This window comes from Pseudomonas sp. AC083 (genome assembly GCF_979253165.1).
This window is the reverse complement of sequence record NZ_CEEDDH010000009.1, coordinates 20049-38299: the sequence shown is the minus strand read 5'-3', so window position 1 is coordinate 38299 and position 18251 is coordinate 20049. Positions and strand designations below refer to the sequence as shown.

At 61.2% G+C, this 18251-nt stretch carries 14 protein-coding genes; 5 read left to right on the top strand and 9 right to left on the bottom strand.

What is annotated here, in order from left to right; genetic code table 11:
* Nucleotides 1-100: 100 nt before the first annotated feature.
* Both AC0IXA_RS14915 and AC0IXA_RS14910 read right to left on the bottom strand, forming a co-directional pair.
* Nucleotides 101-739 (bottom strand): peroxiredoxin, encoded by a 639-nt coding sequence (locus tag AC0IXA_RS14915; protein ID WP_016772650.1) that lies wholly within the window; start codon nucleotides 737-739, stop codon nucleotides 101-103.
* 291 nt (nucleotides 740-1030) lie between these two features.
* Entirely contained in the window at nucleotides 1031-2374 is a 1344-nt protein-coding gene (locus tag AC0IXA_RS14910; RefSeq protein WP_122692354.1) for an OprD family porin, read from the bottom strand.
* A 367-nt stretch (nucleotides 2375-2741) separates the two neighbouring features.
* Between AC0IXA_RS14910 and tauA the strand changes: the two genes are divergently transcribed.
* Nucleotides 2742-3728 carry a taurine ABC transporter substrate-binding protein gene (gene tauA / locus AC0IXA_RS14905; RefSeq protein ID WP_471813695.1) on the top strand — a complete coding sequence of 329 codons (987 nt, stop codon included), beginning with the start codon at nucleotides 2742-2744 and terminating at the stop codon, nucleotides 3726-3728.
* A gap of 139 nt (nucleotides 3729-3867) precedes the next feature.
* Here the strand turns inward: tauA and argA are convergent, their stop codons facing one another.
* Nucleotides 3868-5169: an amino-acid N-acetyltransferase gene (argA, locus tag AC0IXA_RS14900; RefSeq protein ID WP_016772647.1), complete on the bottom strand. Its 1302-nt coding sequence runs from the start codon at nucleotides 5167-5169 to the stop codon at nucleotides 3868-3870.
* Nucleotides 5170-5431: 262 nt separating this feature from the next.
* Nucleotides 5432-6586 (bottom strand): acetylornithine deacetylase, encoded by a 1155-nt coding sequence (gene argE / locus AC0IXA_RS14895; RefSeq protein ID WP_471813693.1) that lies wholly within the window; start codon nucleotides 6584-6586, stop codon nucleotides 5432-5434.
* 156 nt (nucleotides 6587-6742) lie between these two features.
* Between argE and AC0IXA_RS14890 the strand changes: the two genes are divergently transcribed.
* Nucleotides 6743-8113 (top strand): CYTH domain-containing protein, encoded by a 1371-nt coding sequence (locus AC0IXA_RS14890; protein ID WP_471813691.1) that lies wholly within the window; start codon nucleotides 6743-6745, stop codon nucleotides 8111-8113.
* Between the two features lie 157 nt (nucleotides 8114-8270).
* On the opposite strand, the gene AC0IXA_RS14885 is transcribed toward AC0IXA_RS14890, so the two are convergent.
* A complete protein-coding gene (locus AC0IXA_RS14885) occupies nucleotides 8271-8735 on the bottom strand; it encodes an Lrp/AsnC family transcriptional regulator (RefSeq protein WP_024014730.1) in 465 nt (154 codons plus the stop codon).
* Between the two features lie 126 nt (nucleotides 8736-8861).
* Between AC0IXA_RS14885 and AC0IXA_RS14880 the strand changes: the two genes are divergently transcribed.
* The 3 genes from AC0IXA_RS14880 to AC0IXA_RS14870 all read left to right on the top strand — a co-directional run bounded on the left by AC0IXA_RS14880 (nucleotide 8862) and on the right by AC0IXA_RS14870 (nucleotide 11462).
* Nucleotides 8862-9200 (top strand): hypothetical protein, encoded by a 339-nt coding sequence (locus AC0IXA_RS14880; protein WP_123441782.1) that lies wholly within the window; start codon nucleotides 8862-8864, stop codon nucleotides 9198-9200.
* A 92-nt stretch (nucleotides 9201-9292) separates the two neighbouring features.
* Nucleotides 9293-11077, top strand: a complete 1785-nt coding sequence (tfpB, locus tag AC0IXA_RS14875; protein ID WP_024014732.1) for a type IV pilus assembly ATPase TfpB — start codon at nucleotides 9293-9295, stop codon at nucleotides 11075-11077.
* A 64-nt stretch (nucleotides 11078-11141) separates the two neighbouring features.
* On the top strand, nucleotides 11142-11462 hold the full coding sequence (locus AC0IXA_RS14870; RefSeq protein ID WP_172667868.1) for a DUF2388 domain-containing protein: 321 nt from the start codon (nucleotides 11142-11144) through the stop codon (nucleotides 11460-11462).
* A gap of 186 nt (nucleotides 11463-11648) precedes the next feature.
* Here AC0IXA_RS14870 and gcvP read toward each other — a convergent pair whose 3' ends face one another.
* From gcvP to AC0IXA_RS14850, 4 genes are all read right to left on the bottom strand, one after another.
* Nucleotides 11649-14522 (bottom strand): aminomethyl-transferring glycine dehydrogenase, encoded by a 2874-nt coding sequence (gene gcvP / locus AC0IXA_RS14865; protein WP_471813689.1) that lies wholly within the window; start codon nucleotides 14520-14522, stop codon nucleotides 11649-11651.
* Nucleotides 14523-14758: 236 nt separating this feature from the next.
* On the bottom strand, nucleotides 14759-15142 hold the full coding sequence (gene gcvH / locus AC0IXA_RS14860; RefSeq protein ID WP_024014734.1) for a glycine cleavage system protein GcvH: 384 nt from the start codon (nucleotides 15140-15142) through the stop codon (nucleotides 14759-14761).
* 47 nt (nucleotides 15143-15189) lie between these two features.
* A complete protein-coding gene (gcvT, locus tag AC0IXA_RS14855) occupies nucleotides 15190-16272 on the bottom strand; it encodes a glycine cleavage system aminomethyltransferase GcvT (protein WP_071172161.1) in 1083 nt (360 codons plus the stop codon).
* A 155-nt stretch (nucleotides 16273-16427) separates the two neighbouring features.
* Complete coding sequence (locus tag AC0IXA_RS14850) at nucleotides 16428-18044, bottom strand: ABC transporter permease (protein ID WP_471813687.1); 1617 nt, start codon at nucleotides 18042-18044, stop codon at nucleotides 16428-16430.
* Nucleotides 18045-18251: the final 207 nt, after the last annotated feature.

The window sequence follows — 18251 nt, the reverse complement described above, 5'->3', positions numbered from 1 at the left end:
AGCTGACGCCGTCGCGAGCAGGCTCGCTCCCACAGGGGAATGCATTGCAAATGTGGGAGCGAGCTTGCTCGCGAAAGCGGCGGTGACTACACCGCAAATCTTATTTGTTCGGCTGCGGCGTCAGGCGCAGGTACGGCTTCACCGCGCGATAGCCTTTCGGGAAACGCTGCTTGATCTCGTCCTCATCCTTGAGCGACGGCACGATCACCACCTCTTCACCGTCCTGCCAGTTGGCCGGGGTGGCGACTTTGTAGTTGTCGGTGAGCTGCAGCGAGTCGATCACCCGCAGAATCTCGTGGAAATTACGCCCGGTGCTCGCCGGGTAGGTGATGGTCAGGCGGATCTTCTTGTTCGGATCGATGACGAACAGCGAACGCACGGTCAGCGTGTCATTGGCGTTCGGGTGGATCAGGTCGTAGAGATCGGAGACCTTGCGATCGGCATCGGCCAGGATCGGGAAGTTGACGATAGTGTTCTGGGTTTCGTTGATGTCCTCGATCCACTTGTGGTGCGAGTCCACCGGGTCGACCGACAGCGCGATGGCTTTGACGCCGCGTTTGCTGAACTCATCCTTGAGCTTGGCGGTGAAGCCCAGCTCGGTGGTGCACACCGGGGTGAAGTCCGCCGGGTGGGAGAACAGCACGCCCCAGCTATCGCCCAGCCATTCGTGAAAACGAATCTTGCCTGCGCTGGAGTCCTGTTCGAAATCGGGGGCGATGTCGCCGAGTCTGAGGCTCATGGTGCTGCTCCTGATGAGGGATGGGAGACAACAACTGTAGCTCGGGATCAATCAGCGTGAAAAAGAATAAATAACTAGAGATCTAGATCATTAGTGAATATTAAACATCTGTTCATTGGACACCGATCCGCATCGCGACGAACATCGGTTGCAAGGTTCGAGAAGGCCTTGAGTTGCAGCAAAGAGGGAAATCGAGAAGGGCTTACGGGGGTGAGCCTGACTCGAAACGCAAAAGCCCCGTCCGGCGCGATGCCGGACGGGGCTTTTTTTGCTTCAGTTGCTCGAGCGCTATTACAGCAGCGGGATCGAGTAGCTGACGATCAGACGGTTTTCGTCCTGCGAACGGGTGTTCGGCAGGTCGGTGCGCCATACAGCGTTTTTCCACATCAGGCCGACGTTCTTGAAAGGGCCTTCCGGTACTACGTAACCGATGGTGAAGTCGCGTTCCCACTCGGAGCGGTTAGACGCGCTCTCACGACCATTTGTGCCCACGGTGTCGATGCTGTCACCTTTCAGGTAAACCACACCGGCGGTCAGGCCAGGTACGCCGACCTTGGCGAAGTCATAGGAGTAACGAGCCTGCCAGGTTTTCTCGCCGGCGCGGCCGAACTTCTGGATCTGCATGTCGGTAATGGTGTAGTTCGACGAACCGTCACCCTGGTTCAGCCAAGGGAAGTCGCTGCTGCCGTTGGAAACCTGGTAACCGCCACCGAAGGTGTGACCGGCAACGGTGTACAGGAACAGGCCGCTGTACAGGTTGTTGTCGACTTCACCACGGCCGTTACGGAAACCGGTGTAGTTACCCGAGCTGTAGTAAGCCGAGTCAGTGCCGTTCTTGCCGTCGTCGGAGCTGTTGAAGTAACGCAGGTCAGACTTCAACACACCCGGGCCGATCGACCAGTTATGTACCAGACCGAGGAAATGCTGCTTGTAGAAATCTTCCAGGTTGCCGTAGTAGTACTGGGCGGTCAGGTCTTTGGTGATCTTGTAGTCGCCACCGGCGTAGATGAATTTGTTGCTGTCGCGGAAAGCCGTGCCACGGGAGTTGGCACCACCGATCGAGAGGTTTTCGTTGTTGCTGGAGTTACGACCTTTTACCGCTTCGATCTGACCACCGACCAGGGTCAGGTCCTTGATCTCGCCGGAAGTGATCTGACCGCCCTGCCAGGTTTGTGGCAGCAGGCGACCGTCGTTGGTGACGATTACCGGCAATTTTGGCTGCAGGGTGCCGAGCTTCAATTCAGTCTGGGAGATCTTGGCTTTGGCAGTCAGACCCAGGCTGGAGAAGTTGTCCACGGCTTTACCGTTGGACTCGCTCGGGAACACGGTGCCGCCGTAAGCGGTGCCGCTGTTGCCGTTGGTGCCGCCGCCCGAATCAAGACGGATGCCGAGCAGGCCGATGGCGTCGAGACCGAAACCTACGGTGCCTTGGGTGTAACCGGAGATGAAACGCAGATCGAAGCCTTGGCCCCACTCTTCGTTTTTGTTGGCGCCAGCGCCGTCACGGTTGTCAGTGTTGATATAGAAGTTACGCAGACCCAGAGTAGCCTTGCTGTCTTCGATGAAACCGGCGGCGCCTGCCTGCTGCGCCATAACCCCAACGGCCACAGCCAGGGCCAAGGTGGACTTGTTCATGTATCGCTCCTCTCGTTCTAATTCTTGTGTTCCTGGTTCGGGGTCGATTTGCCCTGAATCCTAAGATGCGCGATTAGCGCCAGACCGTGACTGCCAAGTCAATCGTAACCTTGTGTGTCTACGACCATCGTCTAATCGCAAGTGATTGGGTCCCTGCAGCGTAAAGACTTCCTGATAATCCCAAAAAGAATTTATTCATTCTTTTTCATACCATTCTGGTATATGGCCCATTAATGGCCCTCTTCGCCGGGAAACAGCGTATCGGCGCCTAAGCTCATTCCTAAATGGTATTTGTTGACCTTTTTTTAGATCGATTAGCTTTGCCGTACTCCCAACACGGCAAATCTCATCGAAAAGGCGACGCATCATGGCGAAACGCGCACTATCAAGTCAATTTGTTACAGTTTGTGTGTCGGCACTGTTTTCTTTTTCCGCACAGGCCGCCGGTCTGACGGTCGGCTACCAGACCGGGATCGATCCGAGCAAAGTGCCGCAGGCCGATGGTGTCTATGAAAAAACCATCGGCGAGAAGATCGACTGGCGTCGTTTCAATAGCGGCCCGGAAGTCGTCACTGCCATCGCTTCTGGCGACGTGCAGATCGGCAACCTTGGCTCAAGCCCACTGGCAGCAGCTGCTTCACGCAATCTGCCGATCGTGGCGTTCATCGTTTCGGCACAGATCAATGCCGCCGAAGCATTGGTGGTGCGCAACGGCAGCGGCATCGACAAACCGCAGGACCTGATCGGTAAAACCATCGCCACACCGTTCGTGTCCACCTCGCACTACAGTCTGCTTGGGGCGCTGAAGCACTGGGGCCTGAATACCTCGCAAGTCAAAGTGGTCAACCTGCAACCGGCGGAAATCGCCGCCGCGTGGAAGCGTGGCGACATTGACGGGGCCTTTGTCTGGTCGCCGGCGCTGGGCGAGATCCGCAAGACCGGCAAGACCCTGACCGACGCCGCCCAGGTCGGCCAGTGGGGTGCGCCTACCTTCGAGGTGTGGGTGACGCGCAAGGACTTTGCCGAGAAGCATCCCGAGGTCGTGGCCAAGTTTGCCAAGGTCACCCTGGACTCGTTCGCTGATTACGCCGCACACAAAGACAGCTGGACGGCCGACTCGGTGCCTGTGCAGAAAATCGCCAAATTGACCGGTGCCAACGCAGCAGATGTACCGGAACTGCTGGCCGGTTCGGCGTTCCCGGATGCCAAGGCACAGGAAAGCACCGCGCTGCTGGACGGTGGCACCGCGAAGGCCATTGCCGAAACGGCGAAATTCCTGAAGGAACAAGGCAAGGTCGAGACGGTGCTGCCTGATTATTCGCCGTACGTCAGCGCCAAATTCATCACTGACTGAATGCAGAACCCTGTGGTGAGGGGATTTATCCCCGCTGGGTCGCGTAGCGACCACCTATGTTTTCACTTGGAAACGCAAGGGGACTGCTGCGCAGTCCAGCGGGGATGAATCCCCTCGCCACAGGACACCTCGCTGTTGTTCAGAGGGTCTTTTCGAAGATCTTCGAATTACGCTGATAGTTGTACAGCGACGCCCGTGCCGCTGGCAGGCGTTCGACGCTGCTTGGCTCGAACCCGCGCTCGCGGAACCAGTGCGCGGTGCGCGTGGTGAGTACGAACAGGGTTTTCAAACCCTGCGCCCGCGCGCGGGTTTCGATGCGTTCGAGCAATTCGTCGCCGCGTCCGCCGTGGCGATACTCGGGATTCACCGCCAGACACGCCAGTTCGCCGGCATCGGAATCGGCAATCTGATACAGCGCCGCACAGGCGATGATCATGCCTTCGCGCTCGACCACGCTGAACTGCTCGATCTCGCGCTCCAGCACTTCCCGCGAGCGGCGCACCAGAATGCCCTGCTCTTCCAGCGGACTGATCAGGTCGAGCAAACCGCCGACGTCTTCAATCGCCGCTTCGCGCACCAGTTCGAACTGCTCCTGCGCTACCAGCGTACCGCCACCGTCACGGGTGAACAGCTCCGTCAGCAGCGCGCCATCTTCGGCGTAACTGACGATATGGCTGCGCGCCACGCCGCCACGGCAGGCTTCGGCGGCGGCATCGAGCAACTCCGCTTGATAGTTGCTCATGCCGAGGCGCTGCAAATGGGCCGGCACTTGTTGCGGGCGCAGTTCGCGGACCAGTTTGCCGTTCTCGTCGATCAGGCCGAGCTCGGCGCCGAACAACAGCAGCTTGTCCGCGCCCAGATCAATCGCGGCGCGGGTGGCGACGTCTTCGCAGGCAAGGTTGAAGATCTCGCCGGTCGGCGAATAGCCCAGCGGCGACAGCAGCACGATCGAGCGCTCGTCGAGAAGGCGGTTGATGCCCTTGCGATCAACCCGACGCACTTCACCGGTGTGGTGATAGTCGACACCTTCCAGCACACCGATCGGCCGCGCGGTGACGAGGTTGCCGCTGGCCACGCGCAGGCGCGAGCCCTGCATCGGCGACGAAGCCATGTCCATCGACAGCCGCGCTTCGATGGCGATGCGCAACTGGCCGACCGCATCGATCACACACTCCAGCGTCGCGGCATCGGTGATGCGCATGCCGTGATGGTAATGCGGGGTCAGGCCACGGGCGGCGAGGCGGGTTTCGATCTGCGGGCGCGACCCGTGCACCAGCACCAGACGCACGCCCAGACTGTGCAACAGGACCAGGTCGTGGACGATGTTGCCAAAGTTTGGATGCTCGACGCCGTCGCCGGGCAGCATGACAACGAAGGTGCAATCGCGGTGGGCATTGATGTAAGGAGACGCGTGGCGAAGCCAATTGACGTATTCGGGCATGAACCTGGGCCTGTAATAAAGAGCAGCCGAAAAAAGGGGCGAAACGAAAAACGCACAGCGGGCTGATGGTTATCGTCGGAACAGGCTTGGCGACACGCGCGCTCTCCTCATGAATACGGGTTGGGGTGCAGGCAATTTACCGGGTTGATGCAAGACATTTAACCCTGTGGCAACGAGCCTGCTCACGAAAACGGTGGATCAGGTTCATCAATGGCGACTGACGAAACGCTGTCGCGAGCAGGCTCGCTCCCACACAGGGCCATCATCGTTCGTCTGTCGTCAGGCAGTAATGTTCAATCAACTGTCGAATCAGATGCACGGTAGGCTGCAAACGTGACATTTCAAGGTATTCCCCCGGTTGGTGCGCACAGGCAATGTCGCCGGGGCCGAGGACGATGGTTTCGCAGCCGAGGCGCTGAAGATAAGGCGCTTCGGTGCCGAACGCTACTGCTTCGGCGCGATAGCCGGTGAGCTTTTCGGCGATGCGCACCAGTTCGGCATCCTCTGACTGTTCGAACGGCGGTACTTCCGGGAACAGCGGTCGGTAGTCGATCTTCACTTTGTGCCGCTCGGCCACCGGGTTGAGCTTGCGCAGGATTTCCGCGCGCAGCAGGTTCGGGTCCATGCCCGGCAGCGGGCGCAGGTCGAATTCCAGCGAGCACTGGCCGCAGATGCGATTGGGATTGTCGCCGCCATGAATGCAGCCGAAGTTCATCGTCGGTTGCGGCACGCTGAACTGTGGATTGCTGAATTCACGCTGCCACAACAGGCGCAGACCGCGCAGTTCGCCGATCGCATCGTGCATCGCTTCAAGGGCGCTGTGGCCCAGGCGCGGATCCGACGAATGGCCGCTCTGCCCGAGGATGTCGATGCGCTCCATCATGATGCCTTTGTGCATGCGGATAGGCTTGAGCCCGGTCGGCTCGCCGATCACCGCAGCGCGGCCCAGCGGTTGCCCGGCCTCGGCCAGCGCGCGGGCGCCGGACATCGAGCTTTCTTCGTCGCAGGTGGCGAGGATCAGCAATGGCTGTTTGAACGGCTGATCGAGCAGCGGCTGCACGGCTTCGATGATCAGCGCGAAGAAGCCCTTCATGTCACAACTGCCCAGCCCGACCCAGCGACCGTCGACTTCGGTGAGCTTCAGCGGATCGGTCTGCCACAACGCATCGTCGTACGGCACGGTGTCGCTGTGCCCGGCCAGCACCAGGCCGCCGGGGCCGCTGCCGAAACTGGCGAGCAGATTGAATTTGCCGGGGCTGACCTGCTGGATATCGCAGCTGAAACCCAGGTCACCGAGCCAGCCCGCCAGCAGATCGATGACGGCGCGGTTGGACTGATCCAGGTTCGGTTGGGTACAGCTGACCGATGGCGCGGCAATCAGCGCGGCGAACTGGTCTTGCATGGACGGCAATGGCATCACTGACTCCAGGTCCCGGATTGAGGCCCACTATAGAACCATCCGGCGCGCGGAATAAACCGCCGCAGGGCGTAGGAAGTTTGACTCCTGTACACTGCACGGCCTTGGCAGCCACACATTCCCCCGGCTGCGCTCCCGATTCTGGATGTTCCGGCCATGCAAAAAGAAACTGAAATCAAACTCCGCGTCAGCCGCGAAACCCTCGCTGCCCTGCGCGAGCACCCGCTGCTGAAGAAACGCAACAAAAGTGGCTGGGAACGCCGTGAGTTGATGAACCAGTACTTCGACACCCCCGAGCGCGACCTCGCCCAGGCCAAAGTCGCCCTGCGCCTGCGCAAGGACGGTGACGAAGTGATTCAGACCCTAAAGACCCGTGGCCAGAGCGTCGCCGGTCTGTCCGAGCGTAACGAGTACGACTGGAAACTCCCGAAAGCCAAGCTCGACGTAAAGAAACTCGACGGCGAATGCTGGCCCGAGGCACTGGCCGAGCTGGACAAGAAAACCCTCAAGCCGATCTTCACCACCGATTTCGTCCGCGAGCGCGCCGAAATCGCCTGGGGCCGTGGCAAGACCAAAGTGGTCATCGAAGCCGCGCTGGACCTCGGTCACGTGGTGGTTGGCAAGCAGAAGGAAGAAATCTGCGAGCTGGAACTGGAACTGCGCGAAGGCGAGCCTGCCGCGTTGCTGGAACTGGCTGCCGAACTGGCCGAAACCCTGGCGCTGATGCCATGCGATATCAGCAAGGCCGAGCGTGGTTATCGCCTGCACGATGCCAACAGCTACTCGCTGAGCCTGCCAGCGCCGCAGCTGACCACTGAAACCCGTCTCGACGACGCCTTCGCCGCGCTGAGCTGGCATCTGCTCGGCAGCAGCCAGCGTCTGGCCGAACAATATCGCTTCAACGGCCACTGGCGTCTGCTGCAGGACTGGGTCGAGAACCTCGCGGAAATGCGCGCCCTGCTCAGCAGCCTCGGCCAGGCGGCGCCGCGTCAGTCGACCCACGATCTGCGCGTGGCCCTCGATGCCTTGCTCGAAGACTGGCGACCGTTGGTGCAGGTCGGCATCGAAGACGAAGACGTGCGCAAAGCCGCGCCTGAGCAGTTCCTCGAAGAGCTGGAAGACCCGCGCTGGGGCCAGTTCTCGCTGCACGCTTCACGCTGGCTGCTGGCCCGCACCTGGACTGCCGACCGCAACACCCGTGGCAACCGTCAGGGTGACGCGCAACTGCACAGCTGGTTGCCGCGTCTGCTGGGCGAAGAAGCCACTGCTCTGCAGCTGCAACGCTATCAGCAGCAGCCGGAAGATCTTGCTGAACAACTGCCGCGTATCGAGCGCATTCAGGTCTGGTTGCACCATGCGCGCAACGTGCTGGACATCCCGGAAATGGATCGCCTGTACGGTGAGCTGAACAAACTGGCGCAACTGGCCAACGAGCCGACCATCACCGACGAACTGCTCGATGCACGCAAGCATCAGGCGATTGCGGTGTACCAGAATCGCGCCTGGAAAATCCTCCTGCGCATGTGATGCCCCTGTGGCGAGGGGATTCATCCCCGCTGGGTCGCAAAGCGGCCCCGCTCTTGAAAAAGCGGGGACTGCTGCGCAGTCCATCGGGGATAAATCCCCTCGCCACAGTAAATACCCCCGCCACAGTAAAATCCCCTCGCCACGAAGGCCATCCGCACTAGACCGGCAGGCTGGTGGTGGACTTGATCTCCGACAACGCCACGATCGAATTCACTTCCTGTATCCCCGGCACCAGCGACAGCTTCTCGAAAAAGAACCGCTCGTACGCCTCGATATCCGCCGCGACAATGCGCAGCATGAAATCCACCGCGCCCATCAGCACATAACACTCCAGCACTTCCGGAAAGCCGCGAATCGCCTCGGTGAATTCGGTGAAGTTCGAGCGGCCGTGAGCGTTGAGTTTGATCTCGGCAAAGATCTGCGTGTTCAGGCCGATCTTCTTGCGATCCAGCAAGGTCACCTGGCCGCGAATGATGCCCTCCTCCTTCATCCGCTGAATCCGCCGCCAGCACGGCGATTGCGACAGGCCGACCTGCTCGGCGATCTGCGCGCTCGACAGCGAAGCGTCTTCCTGCAGCAAGGCGAGGATCTTGCGGTCGTAGGCGTCCAGCTCGCTGTGCATAAAAAATCCTCAAAGATCAGCTTTTACGAATCAACTCTTTCGATAAATCCGTTCAGACGCCGATCATAGCCAAGAAATACCCTGCACCGAATGTAAAAATTTCTCCAGTAATTTTGGAGACTCGCCATGCCGCACCTTGAAGCCGTGAACAGCCCCGCTGCCCGCGCCGATGTCTGGAACGTCAACAACGCCCACTGCCTGGCGCAGTACCGGATCCTCGCCGAGGCCGAGCCGGATCTGCTGGTGCGGGTGCTGAATCTGTTCGCCTTGCAGTTTCTGACGCCGGAGCAGGTCAAGGTCCAGCGCCAGGACGATCTGCTGTCGATCGATCTGCTCATGAGCGGCCTGAGCTGGCATCGCGCGCAAGTGATCGCGGAGAAACTGCGCAACCTGATCAGCGTCTGCGCGGTGGACCTGCACAACGCCGACGCGGCGTGGCAGGCGCCCGCCCAGGCTGCCGGCTGAAAAATCCGGCAACGGCTTCGTCGGGTAGTGGCCCAACGGTCAGCGGGGCCACGACTATCCTTTTGCGCATGACGCTTAAAAAGGAAAGCCGCATGTCCGTTCAATTTGTCACTCAGGACCGCTGGCTGGACCTCAACGATGTGTTGCGAGAACTGGTCGCCCAAGGCTTCATCTGCCAGGACGCGGCGGAACAGGCGCTCAATGCCCGCCGTCGCCATGCGGCTCACGGGCAGATGCATCCGCTGGAATTCATCGCCAGCCAGCAACTCGACGACCTCAGCCGTCCGGGCAAACATCTGGATCTGGAAAGCCTGACCCTGTGGCTGGCGCAACAGGCCGGTCAGCCGTATTTGCGCATTGATCCGCTGAAAATCAATGTCGCGGCGATCACGCCGCTGATGTCCTATGCCTTCGCGCAACGGCACAAGATTCTCGCCGTCGCCGTGGACCGCGACTCGGTCACCGTGGCCAGCGCTCAGCCCTACGTCAGCGGTTGGGAAGCTGACCTGACCCACGTATTGAAGCTGCCGATCAAACGGGTCGTGGCCAACCCGGTCGACATCCAGCGCTTTAGCGTCGAGTTTTTCCGGCTGGCCAAATCGGTCAGCGGTGCCAGCAATGCCGACGCCCAGGGCGGCAATCTCGGCAACTTCGAACAACTGCTGAACCTCGGCGCCAGCGATCAGGAGCCGGACGCCAACGACGCGCACATCGTCAACATCGTCGACTGGCTGTTCCAGTACGCCTTCCAGCAGCGCGCCAGCGATATCCATATCGAACCGCGCCGCGAGCACGGCACCGTGCGCTTTCGCATCGACGGCGTGTTGCACAACGTCTATCAGTTCCCGCCGCAGGTGACGATGGCGATCGTCAGCCGCCTGAAAAGCCTTGGCCGCATGAACGTCGCCGAAAAGCGCAAACCCCAGGATGGCCGGGTCAAGACCAAGACCCCGGACGGCGGCGAAGTGGAGTTGCGGCTGTCGACCTTGCCGACAGCGTTCGGCGAAAAAATGGTCATGCGGATTTTCGACCCGGAAGTGCTGCTGAAGAATTTCGACCAGTTGGGTTTCAGCGCCGACGACCTGCGCCGCTGGCAGGACATGACCCGCCAGCCCAATGGCATCATTCTGGTCACCGGGCCGACCGGTTCGGGCAAGACCACCACTCTGTACACCACGCTGAAAAAACTGGCGACGCCGGAGGTCAACCTCTGCACCATCGAAGACCCGATCGAAATGGTCGAGCCGGCCTTCAACCAGATGCAGGTGCAGCACAACATCGAACTGACCTTCGCCGCCGGGGTGCGCGCGCTGATGCGGCAGGACCCGGACATCATCATGATCGGCGAAATCCGCGACCTTGAAACTGCGGAAATGGCGATTCAGGCCGCGCTCACCGGGCACTTGGTCCTGTCCACACTGCACACCAACGATGCGCCGAGCGCCATCAGCCGTTTGCTCGAACTGGGTGTGCCGCATTACCTGATCAAAGCCACCGTGCTCGGCGTTATGGCTCAGCGTCTGGTGCGCACGTTGTGCCCGCACTGCAAGGCGCCGCTGACGCTCGAAGATGAAGACTGGCAAACCCTGACCCGGCCCTGGCAGGCGCCGCTGCCGAGCAATGCGCAACGGGCGATCGGTTGCCTGGAATGCCGCGACACCGGCTATCGCGGCCGCGCCGGCGTGTACGAAATCATGCAACTGAGCGACAGCCTCAAAGCGCTGATCACCCCGGATACCGACCTCACCGCGATCAGGCGTCAGGCCTTCAAGGAAGGCATGCGCAGCCTGCGCCTGTCCGGTGCGCAGAAAGTTGCGGCGGGGCTGACCACGGTGGAGGAAGTGCTGCGGGTGACACCGCAAAGTGAGTTGAAATAATTCAGCACGGAACTGGATCGGGGATCGGCTATCCAACGCCGTAGTCAATCCCAGGAGTCACCTCATCATGCGTCTCAAACTCGCTGTCGCCACCTTGGCCCTGCTGTCGCTTCCCGTTGGTTCGGCCATGGCGGACAGCTTTTGGCGTAACGTCATCTCCTCCGGTGCCACCACCGGCTCGACCTACCTGACCTTCAAGGATCACAAGCTGATCGTCGCCGCCCAGGACGACGCCGGCAGCTTCGTCGCCAGCGACGGCGGCATCCGTGGCCCGTACCTGGAAGCAGCGATGCAGAAAGTCCGCGCCGACAACCCTGGCCTGCAGGCTTCGGACATGGAACTGGCGAACGCGATTCTGGCGAAGAACGCCGTGGCTTCCGAGTAAGCCTCGCACCCTCAAAAATGCCGCTCGATCGAGCGGCATTTTTTTGCCCGGATTACCGCCTCACCACCATGCCTTGTGGGAGCGAGCCTGCTCGCGAAAGCGGTGAGCCAGTCACCGCAAATGCCGGCTGGACGATTGCTTTCGCGAGCAGGCTCGCTCCCACAGGGGCGGTGGTGGATTTAGAGATCAGCGGTAATCATCCACCGGCACACAGGCGCAATACAGATTGCGATCGCCATAAACGTTATCCACCCGATTCACCGCCGGCCAATATTTGTGCAAGCGTGTGTGCGCATCCGGGGTGATGGCCTGTTCGACACTGTAGGGTCGCTCCCAGACTCCAGTGACATCGGCCAAGGTATGCGGGGCGCGTTTGAGCGGGTTGTCTTCGCCCGGCCAGTTGCCCTTCTGCACTTCATTGATCTCGGCGCGAATGCTCAGCATCGCCGCGATGAAGCGGTCGAGCTCTGCCTTGGACTCGCTCTCGGTCGGCTCGACCATCAACGTACCCGGTACCGGGAAGGACATGGTCGGCGCGTGGAAGCCGTAATCCATCAGCCGCTTGGCGACGTCTTCCTCGCTGATGCCGGTCTGCGCCTTCAATGGGCGCAGATCAAGAATGCATTCATGGGCCACGCGGCCATTGCGCCCGGTGTAGAGCACCGGGAACGCGCCGGATAAATGCTGCGCCAGATAATTCGCCGCCAGAATCGCCACCTCGCTGGCGTCCGCCAGTTGCGGCCCCATCATGACGATGTACATCCAACTGATCGGCAAAATGCTCGCACTGCCCCACGGCGCTGCGCTGACTGCGCCGTTCTGCGCCAGCGGCCCGTCAATCGGCACCACCGGATGATTGGCGACGAACGGCGCCAGATGCGCACGAACGCCGATCGGGCCCATGCCCGGCCCGCCGCCGCCATGGGGAATGCAAAAGGTCTTGTGCAGGTTCATGTGCGACACGTCGGCGCCGATGTCCGCCGGCCTGGCCAGGCCGACCTGGGCATTGAGATTGGCGCCATCCATATACACCTGGCCGCCATGCTGGTGAATCACTGCGCAGATTTCACTGATGCCTTCCTCGTAAACCCCGTGGGTCGACGGATAGGTCGCCATCAGGCACGACAACTTATTCCCGGCCTCCGCGGCTTTCAGCTGCAAATCATCCAGATCAACGTTGCCCGCCTCATCGCATTCGACAATCACCACACGCATCCCGGCCATCTGCGCCGACGCTGGATTGGTGCCGTGGGCCGACGACGGAATCAGGCAGATATCCCGCGCGCCCTCCCCCCGGCTCTCGTGATATTTACGGATCGCCAGGAGCCCGGCGTATTCGCCCTGGGCGCCGGAGTTGGGCTGCATGCAGATCGCATCGAAACCGGTAATCGCACAGAGCCAACGCTCAAGCTCCTCGATCATCAGCGTGTAACCGACAGCCTGCTCCCTCGGCACGAACGGGTGCAGATCGGCGAACTGCGGCCAGGTGATCGGGATCATCTCGCTGGTGGCGTTGAGTTTCATCGTGCAGGAGCCCAGCGGGATCATCGATTGGTTGAGCGCCAGATCCTTGTTTTCCAGCTGTTTGAGGTAACGCAGCATCTCGGTTTCGCTGTGGTGAGCGTTGAACACCGGATGTTGCAGGTACGGTGTGCTGCGCTGAAGATGCTCTGGGATTCCAGAGGCCATGTCTTCGCCATCCAGCGTGTCGACGCTCAGGCCGTGATCGGCGCCGAGCAGCACATCGAACAGCTTCGCCACGGTGTGTTCATCACAGGTCTCGTTCAGACTCAGACCGACGCGGCCGCGCCCAAGAATGCGCAGGTTGATCTGCGCTGCCTGAGCACTTTCGATGATCGCCGTTTGCGCACCGCCGACCTCCAGCGTCAGCGTGTCGAAGAACTGCCTGTTGAGCCGTTTGATGCCGTTGCGCTCGAGTCCCGCCGCGAGGATGCAGGTCAGGCGATGCACGCGCTGGGCGATACGCTTCAAACCCTCCGGGCCGTGATACACCGCGTAGCAACTGGCGATATTGGCCAGCAGCACCTGCGCGGTGCAGATGTTCGAATTGGCTTTCTCGCGGCGGATGTGTTGCTCGCGGGTTTGCAGGGCCATGCGCAGCGCGACGTTGCCGCGAGCATCTTTCGACACACCGATGATCCGCCCCGGAATCGCTCGTTTGTATTCCTCGCGGCTGGCGAAGAACGCCGCGTGCGGGCCGCCATAACCCATCGGCACACCGAAACGCTGGGACGAACCGAACACCACATCGGCACCCAACTCACCCGGCGGCGTCAGCACCAGCAGGCTGAGCAAATCGGTGGCGACGCAGGCCAGGGCCTGTTGTGCGTGCAGGTGGTTGATCAAGGGTTTGAGATCGCGGATTTCGCCGTGGGTGTCGGGGTATTGCAGCAGCGCGCCGAACACCTCGTGCTGCGCCAGGTTATCCACCGCGTCGACGATCAGCTCGAAGCCGAAACCTTCGGCGCGGGTCTGTACCACGGAGAGAGTTTGCGGATGGCAATTTTCATCCACAAAAAACAGATTGCTCTTCGACTTCGCCACGCGCTTGGCCAAAGCCATGGCTTCGGCCGCTGCGGTAGCCTCATCGAGCAGCGAGGCGTTGGCCAGTTCCAGGCCGGTGAGGTCGATGGTCAGTTGCTGAAAATTGAGCAACGCTTCGAGCCGGCCCTGGGCGATCTCTGGTTGATATGGGGTGTACGCGGTGTACCAACCGGGATTTTCCAGCACGTTGCGCAAGATGACGGTCGGCGTGACAGTGCCGTGATAGCCCATGCCGATCAGGCTGGTGAACAGCTGATTCTGCTCGGCATAACCGCGCAGCTTCGCCAGTGCAGCCTGTTCGTCGAGGGCCGGCGGCAGATCCAGTGCGCGATTGAAGCGAATGCCCGGCGGCACGGTCTGCTCGATCAGCTCGGCGCGACTGCCCAGGCCCAGGCTGTCGAGCATCGCCTGCTGCTCGGCGGCATCCGGGCCGAGGTGGCGGCGCAGAAAGGCTTCGGGATCGCGTAACTGGCTCAGGGACGGCGACTGGGACATGACGGGCTCTCCTGGCTGGCGCTTGGCGTCAATCGACACGGTCAAACCAGCATAGCAGGCGAATTTTCAAGATCACGCCGCCCCTGTGGGAGCGAGCCTGCTCGCGAAAGGGGTGTTTCAGAAACCTTGGCATTGACTGATATGGCGCTTTCGCGAGCAGGCTCACTCCCACAAAGGGATATTCGTCGCCCATAAAAAAGCCCCGACGAATCGGGGCTTTGGGTCATACCGGCAAGTTACTCGCCGATGGCAGCCTTGTAAGCCGCCGCATCCAGCAGCTTGTCCAGCTCGGCCTTGTCGCTTGGCTTGAGCTTGAAGATCCACGCGCCGTACGGGTCGGAGTTCAGCAGCTCAGGCGAGCCACCCAGCTCTTCGTTGATCGCGATGACTTCGCCACTGACCGGGGCGTAGATGTCGGAGGCGGCTTTCACCGACTCGACCACGCCGGATTGATCACCGGCGGCGAACACCTTGCCGACTTCGGTCAGCTCGACGAACACCACGTCGCCCAGCGCTTCCTGCGCGTGATCGCTGATGCCCACGGTGACAGTGCCGTCAGCTTCCAGACGCGCCCATTCATGACTTTCGGCAAATCGCAGTTCGGCAGGGATATCGCTCATCTTCGGTTCCTCGGAAATTGGTCAGCGGTCATGCCCGCCAGAAAAGGTTAGATCAAGGTTTTGCCATGGCGCACGAAGGTCGGTTTGACCACTCGCACCGGATACCACTTGCCACGGATTTCCACTTCGGCGCGGTCGGCGGTTGCCATCGGAACACGCGCCAGGGCAATCGATTTGCTCAGCGTAGGAGAGAAACTACCACTGGTGATCTCCCCTTCGCCAACATCGGCGATGCGAACCACCTGGTGAGCACGCAAAACCCCGCGTTCTTCCAGTACCAGACCGACCAGTTTGTGCGCCACACCGGCGGCTTTTTCCGCCTCCAGCGCCGCGCGGCCGATGAACTGCCGCGAGGCCGGCTCCCAGGCGATGCTCCAGGCCATGTTCGAGGCCAGCGGTGAAACGTCCTGATGAATGTCCTGACCGTACAGGTTCATTCCGGCCTCGACCCGCAAGGTGTCACGGGCACCGAGGCCAATCGGCGAAATGCCGGCGCCGACGAGGTCGTTGAAGAAACCCGGCGCCTGATTCGCGGGCAGGCAGATTTCCAGGCCATCCTCGCCGGTGTAACCGGTGCGCGCGATGAACCAGTCGCCGTCGATGGCGCCTTCGAAAGGTTTGAGTTGCTGGATCAGCGTGGCGCGGGACTGGGTGACCAGTTCGGCAATCTTGTGCCGGGCCTGCGGGCCCTGGATGGCGAGCATCGCCAGCTCGGCGCGCTCGTGCAGTTGCACGTCGTAGGCGCCGAGCTGGGCGTTCATCCAGGCCAGATCCTGATCGCGGGTCGAGGCGTTGAACACCAGCCGGTAAGCGTCGTCGAGGCGGTAGACGATCATGTCGTCGACGATGCCACCGCGCTCATTGAGCATGGTGCTGTACAACGCCCGGCCGGGGCGGTGCAGACGTTCGACGTCGTTGGCCAGCAAATGCTGGAGCCAGGCCTTGGCCTGGGCGCCGGTGACATCGATCACGGTCATATGGGAAACATCGAACACCCCGCAATCGCGGCGCACTTCGTGGTGCTCCTCGACCTGCGAGCCGTAATGCAGTGGCATGTCCCAACCGCCAAAATCGACCATCTTCGCGCCGAGCGCGAGGTGCAGGTCATACAGAGGCGTACGCTGTCCCATGGGTTTCTCCTTCCGGGCGTGGCGAGGGTGCGGACCGCCGCTATACGGCTGAAAGCCTTGATGGATAAGGCTTGCAGTCGATTCCAGCGCACGGGTCTGTCAGACGAACCGCACCGAATGCCGCGCATTGTAGCCGCATGATGTAGGACTGACGACTAAGTGTTTCGGTGCGCCGAACGTCGAATCAATCCGATCACCGGCACCAACCCGACCAGCACCAGCGTCAATGCCGGCAATGAGGCGCGCGCCCATTCGCCTTCACTGGTCATTTCAAAGATGCGCACTGCCAGCGTGTCCCAGCCAAACGGGCGCATCAGCAGGGTCGCAGGCATTTCCTTGAGCACATCGACGAACACCAGCAACGCGGCGCTCAAGGTGCCGGGCAGCAGCAGCGGCAGATACACTTTGAAAAACAGTCGCGGCCCACTGACACCCAGGCTACGTGCCGCTTCAGGCAAAGAGGGCCGTATACGCGCCAGACTGCTTTCCAGCGGCCCATAGGCGACGGCAATGAAGCGCACCAGATAAGCCATCATCAACGCCGCGAGGCTGCCGAGCAGCAACGGTTTGCCGGCACCACCGAGCCAGGCGGAGAGCGGAATCACCAGTTCACGATCCAGATAACTGAAGGCAAGCATGATCGACACCGCCAGCACCGACCCGGGCAAGGCGTAGCCGAGATTGGCCAGACCGACGCCGGAGTTGATGGCTGGGGTCGGTGCCAGGCGCCGGGCAAACGCCAGCAACAGCGCAACGCTGACGGTGATCAGCGCGGCCATCGCGCCCAGATACAGCGTGTGCAGGATCAGCCCGGCGTAGCGTTCATCCAGATCGAAGCGCCCGCGCTGCCAGAACCAGACGATCAGTTGCAGCACCGGGATGACGAAGGCGCAGGCGAACACCAATCCACACCAGCCTGTCGCCGCGAACGCTTTGAGCCCGCGCAGGTGATACAGCGCTTTCACCCGTGGCCGCTCGTTGCTGGCCCGATTCGCCCCGCGTGCCCGGCGCTCGCCGTACAGCACCAGCATCACTACCAGCAGCAACAGACTGGCCAGTTGCGCAGCGCTAGGCAGGCTGAAGAAGCCGTACCAGGTTTTGTAGATGGCCGTGGTGAAGGTGTCGAAGTTGAACACTGAGACCGCACCAAAATCGGCGAGGGTTTCCATCAGCGCCAGCGCCACGCCCGCGCCGATCGCCGGACGCGCCATCGGCAGCGCAACCCGCCAGAACGCCTGCCACGGCGACTGCCCGAGCACCCGCGCCGCTTCCATCAAACCTTTGCCCTGCGCCAGGAACGCGGTACGCGCCAGCAGATAAACGTAGGGATAAAACACCAGCACCAGCACCACGATCACCCCACCGGTGGAGCGCACTCGCGGCAGGCGCAGGCCGCTGCCGAACCATTCGCGCAGCAGGGTTTGCACGGGGCCGGCGAAATCGAGCAGGCCGACGAAGACGAACGCCAGTACATAGGCAGGGATGGCGAAGGGCAGCATCAGCGCCCAGTCGAGCCAGCGCCGACCGGGGAATTCACAGAGACTGGTCAGCCACGCCAGGCTGACACCCAGCAGGGTCACGCCGACACCGACGCCGAGGATCAGCGTCAGGGTGTTGCCGAGCAGACGCGGCATCTGGGTTTGCCACAGGTGCGACCAGATCTGCTGATCGATGGTCTGCCACGACAGCAGCAACACGCTCAGCGGCAACAACACCAGCGCGGCGATGGCGAAGACGATGGGGTACCAGCGGCGTTGGGCGGGGTGGGCCACTTTTGGGTCTCTGGAGGGATTGGGGTGTTCTTGGATTGCGTATTTCAGGTTGGGATTGCTGCCCTCACCCTAGCCCTCTCCCGGAGGGAGAGGGCTAGGGTGAGGTGCTCATGCAAACTACATCGACCTGAGATATTGAGTCGAACTCAAGTTTCGAAAGCAACACAAGTTGGCTCCCTCTCCCTCCGGGAGAGGGCTGGGGTGAGG

Coding starts and splice junctions, on each gene's coding strand:
- AC0IXA_RS14910 (WP_122692354.1), bottom strand. CDS start 2,374: ATGAACAAGTCCACCTTGGCCCTGGCTGTGGCCGTTGGGGTTATGGCG.
- gcvP (WP_471813689.1), bottom strand. CDS start 14,522: ATGTCCCAGTCGCCGTCCCTGAGCCAGTTACGCGATCCCGAAGCCTTT.
- gcvT (WP_071172161.1), bottom strand. CDS start 16,272: ATGGGACAGCGTACGCCTCTGTATGACCTGCACCTCGCGCTCGGCGCG.
- AC0IXA_RS14915 (WP_016772650.1), bottom strand. CDS start 739: ATGAGCCTCAGACTCGGCGACATCGCCCCCGATTTCGAACAGGACTCC.
- AC0IXA_RS14880 (WP_123441782.1), top strand. CDS start 8,862: ATGCCGCACCTTGAAGCCGTGAACAGCCCCGCTGCCCGCGCCGATGTC.
- argA (WP_016772647.1), bottom strand. CDS start 5,169: ATGCCCGAATACGTCAATTGGCTTCGCCACGCGTCTCCTTACATCAAT.
- AC0IXA_RS14885 (WP_024014730.1), bottom strand. CDS start 8,735: ATGCACAGCGAGCTGGACGCCTACGACCGCAAGATCCTCGCCTTGCTG.
- argE (WP_471813693.1), bottom strand. CDS start 6,586: ATGCCATTGCCGTCCATGCAAGACCAGTTCGCCGCGCTGATTGCCGCG.
- tauA (WP_471813695.1), top strand. CDS start 2,742: ATGGCGAAACGCGCACTATCAAGTCAATTTGTTACAGTTTGTGTGTCG.
- gcvH (WP_024014734.1), bottom strand. CDS start 15,142: ATGAGCGATATCCCTGCCGAACTGCGATTTGCCGAAAGTCATGAATGG.
- AC0IXA_RS14890 (WP_471813691.1), top strand. CDS start 6,743: ATGCAAAAAGAAACTGAAATCAAACTCCGCGTCAGCCGCGAAACCCTC.
- tfpB (WP_024014732.1), top strand. CDS start 9,293: ATGTCCGTTCAATTTGTCACTCAGGACCGCTGGCTGGACCTCAACGAT.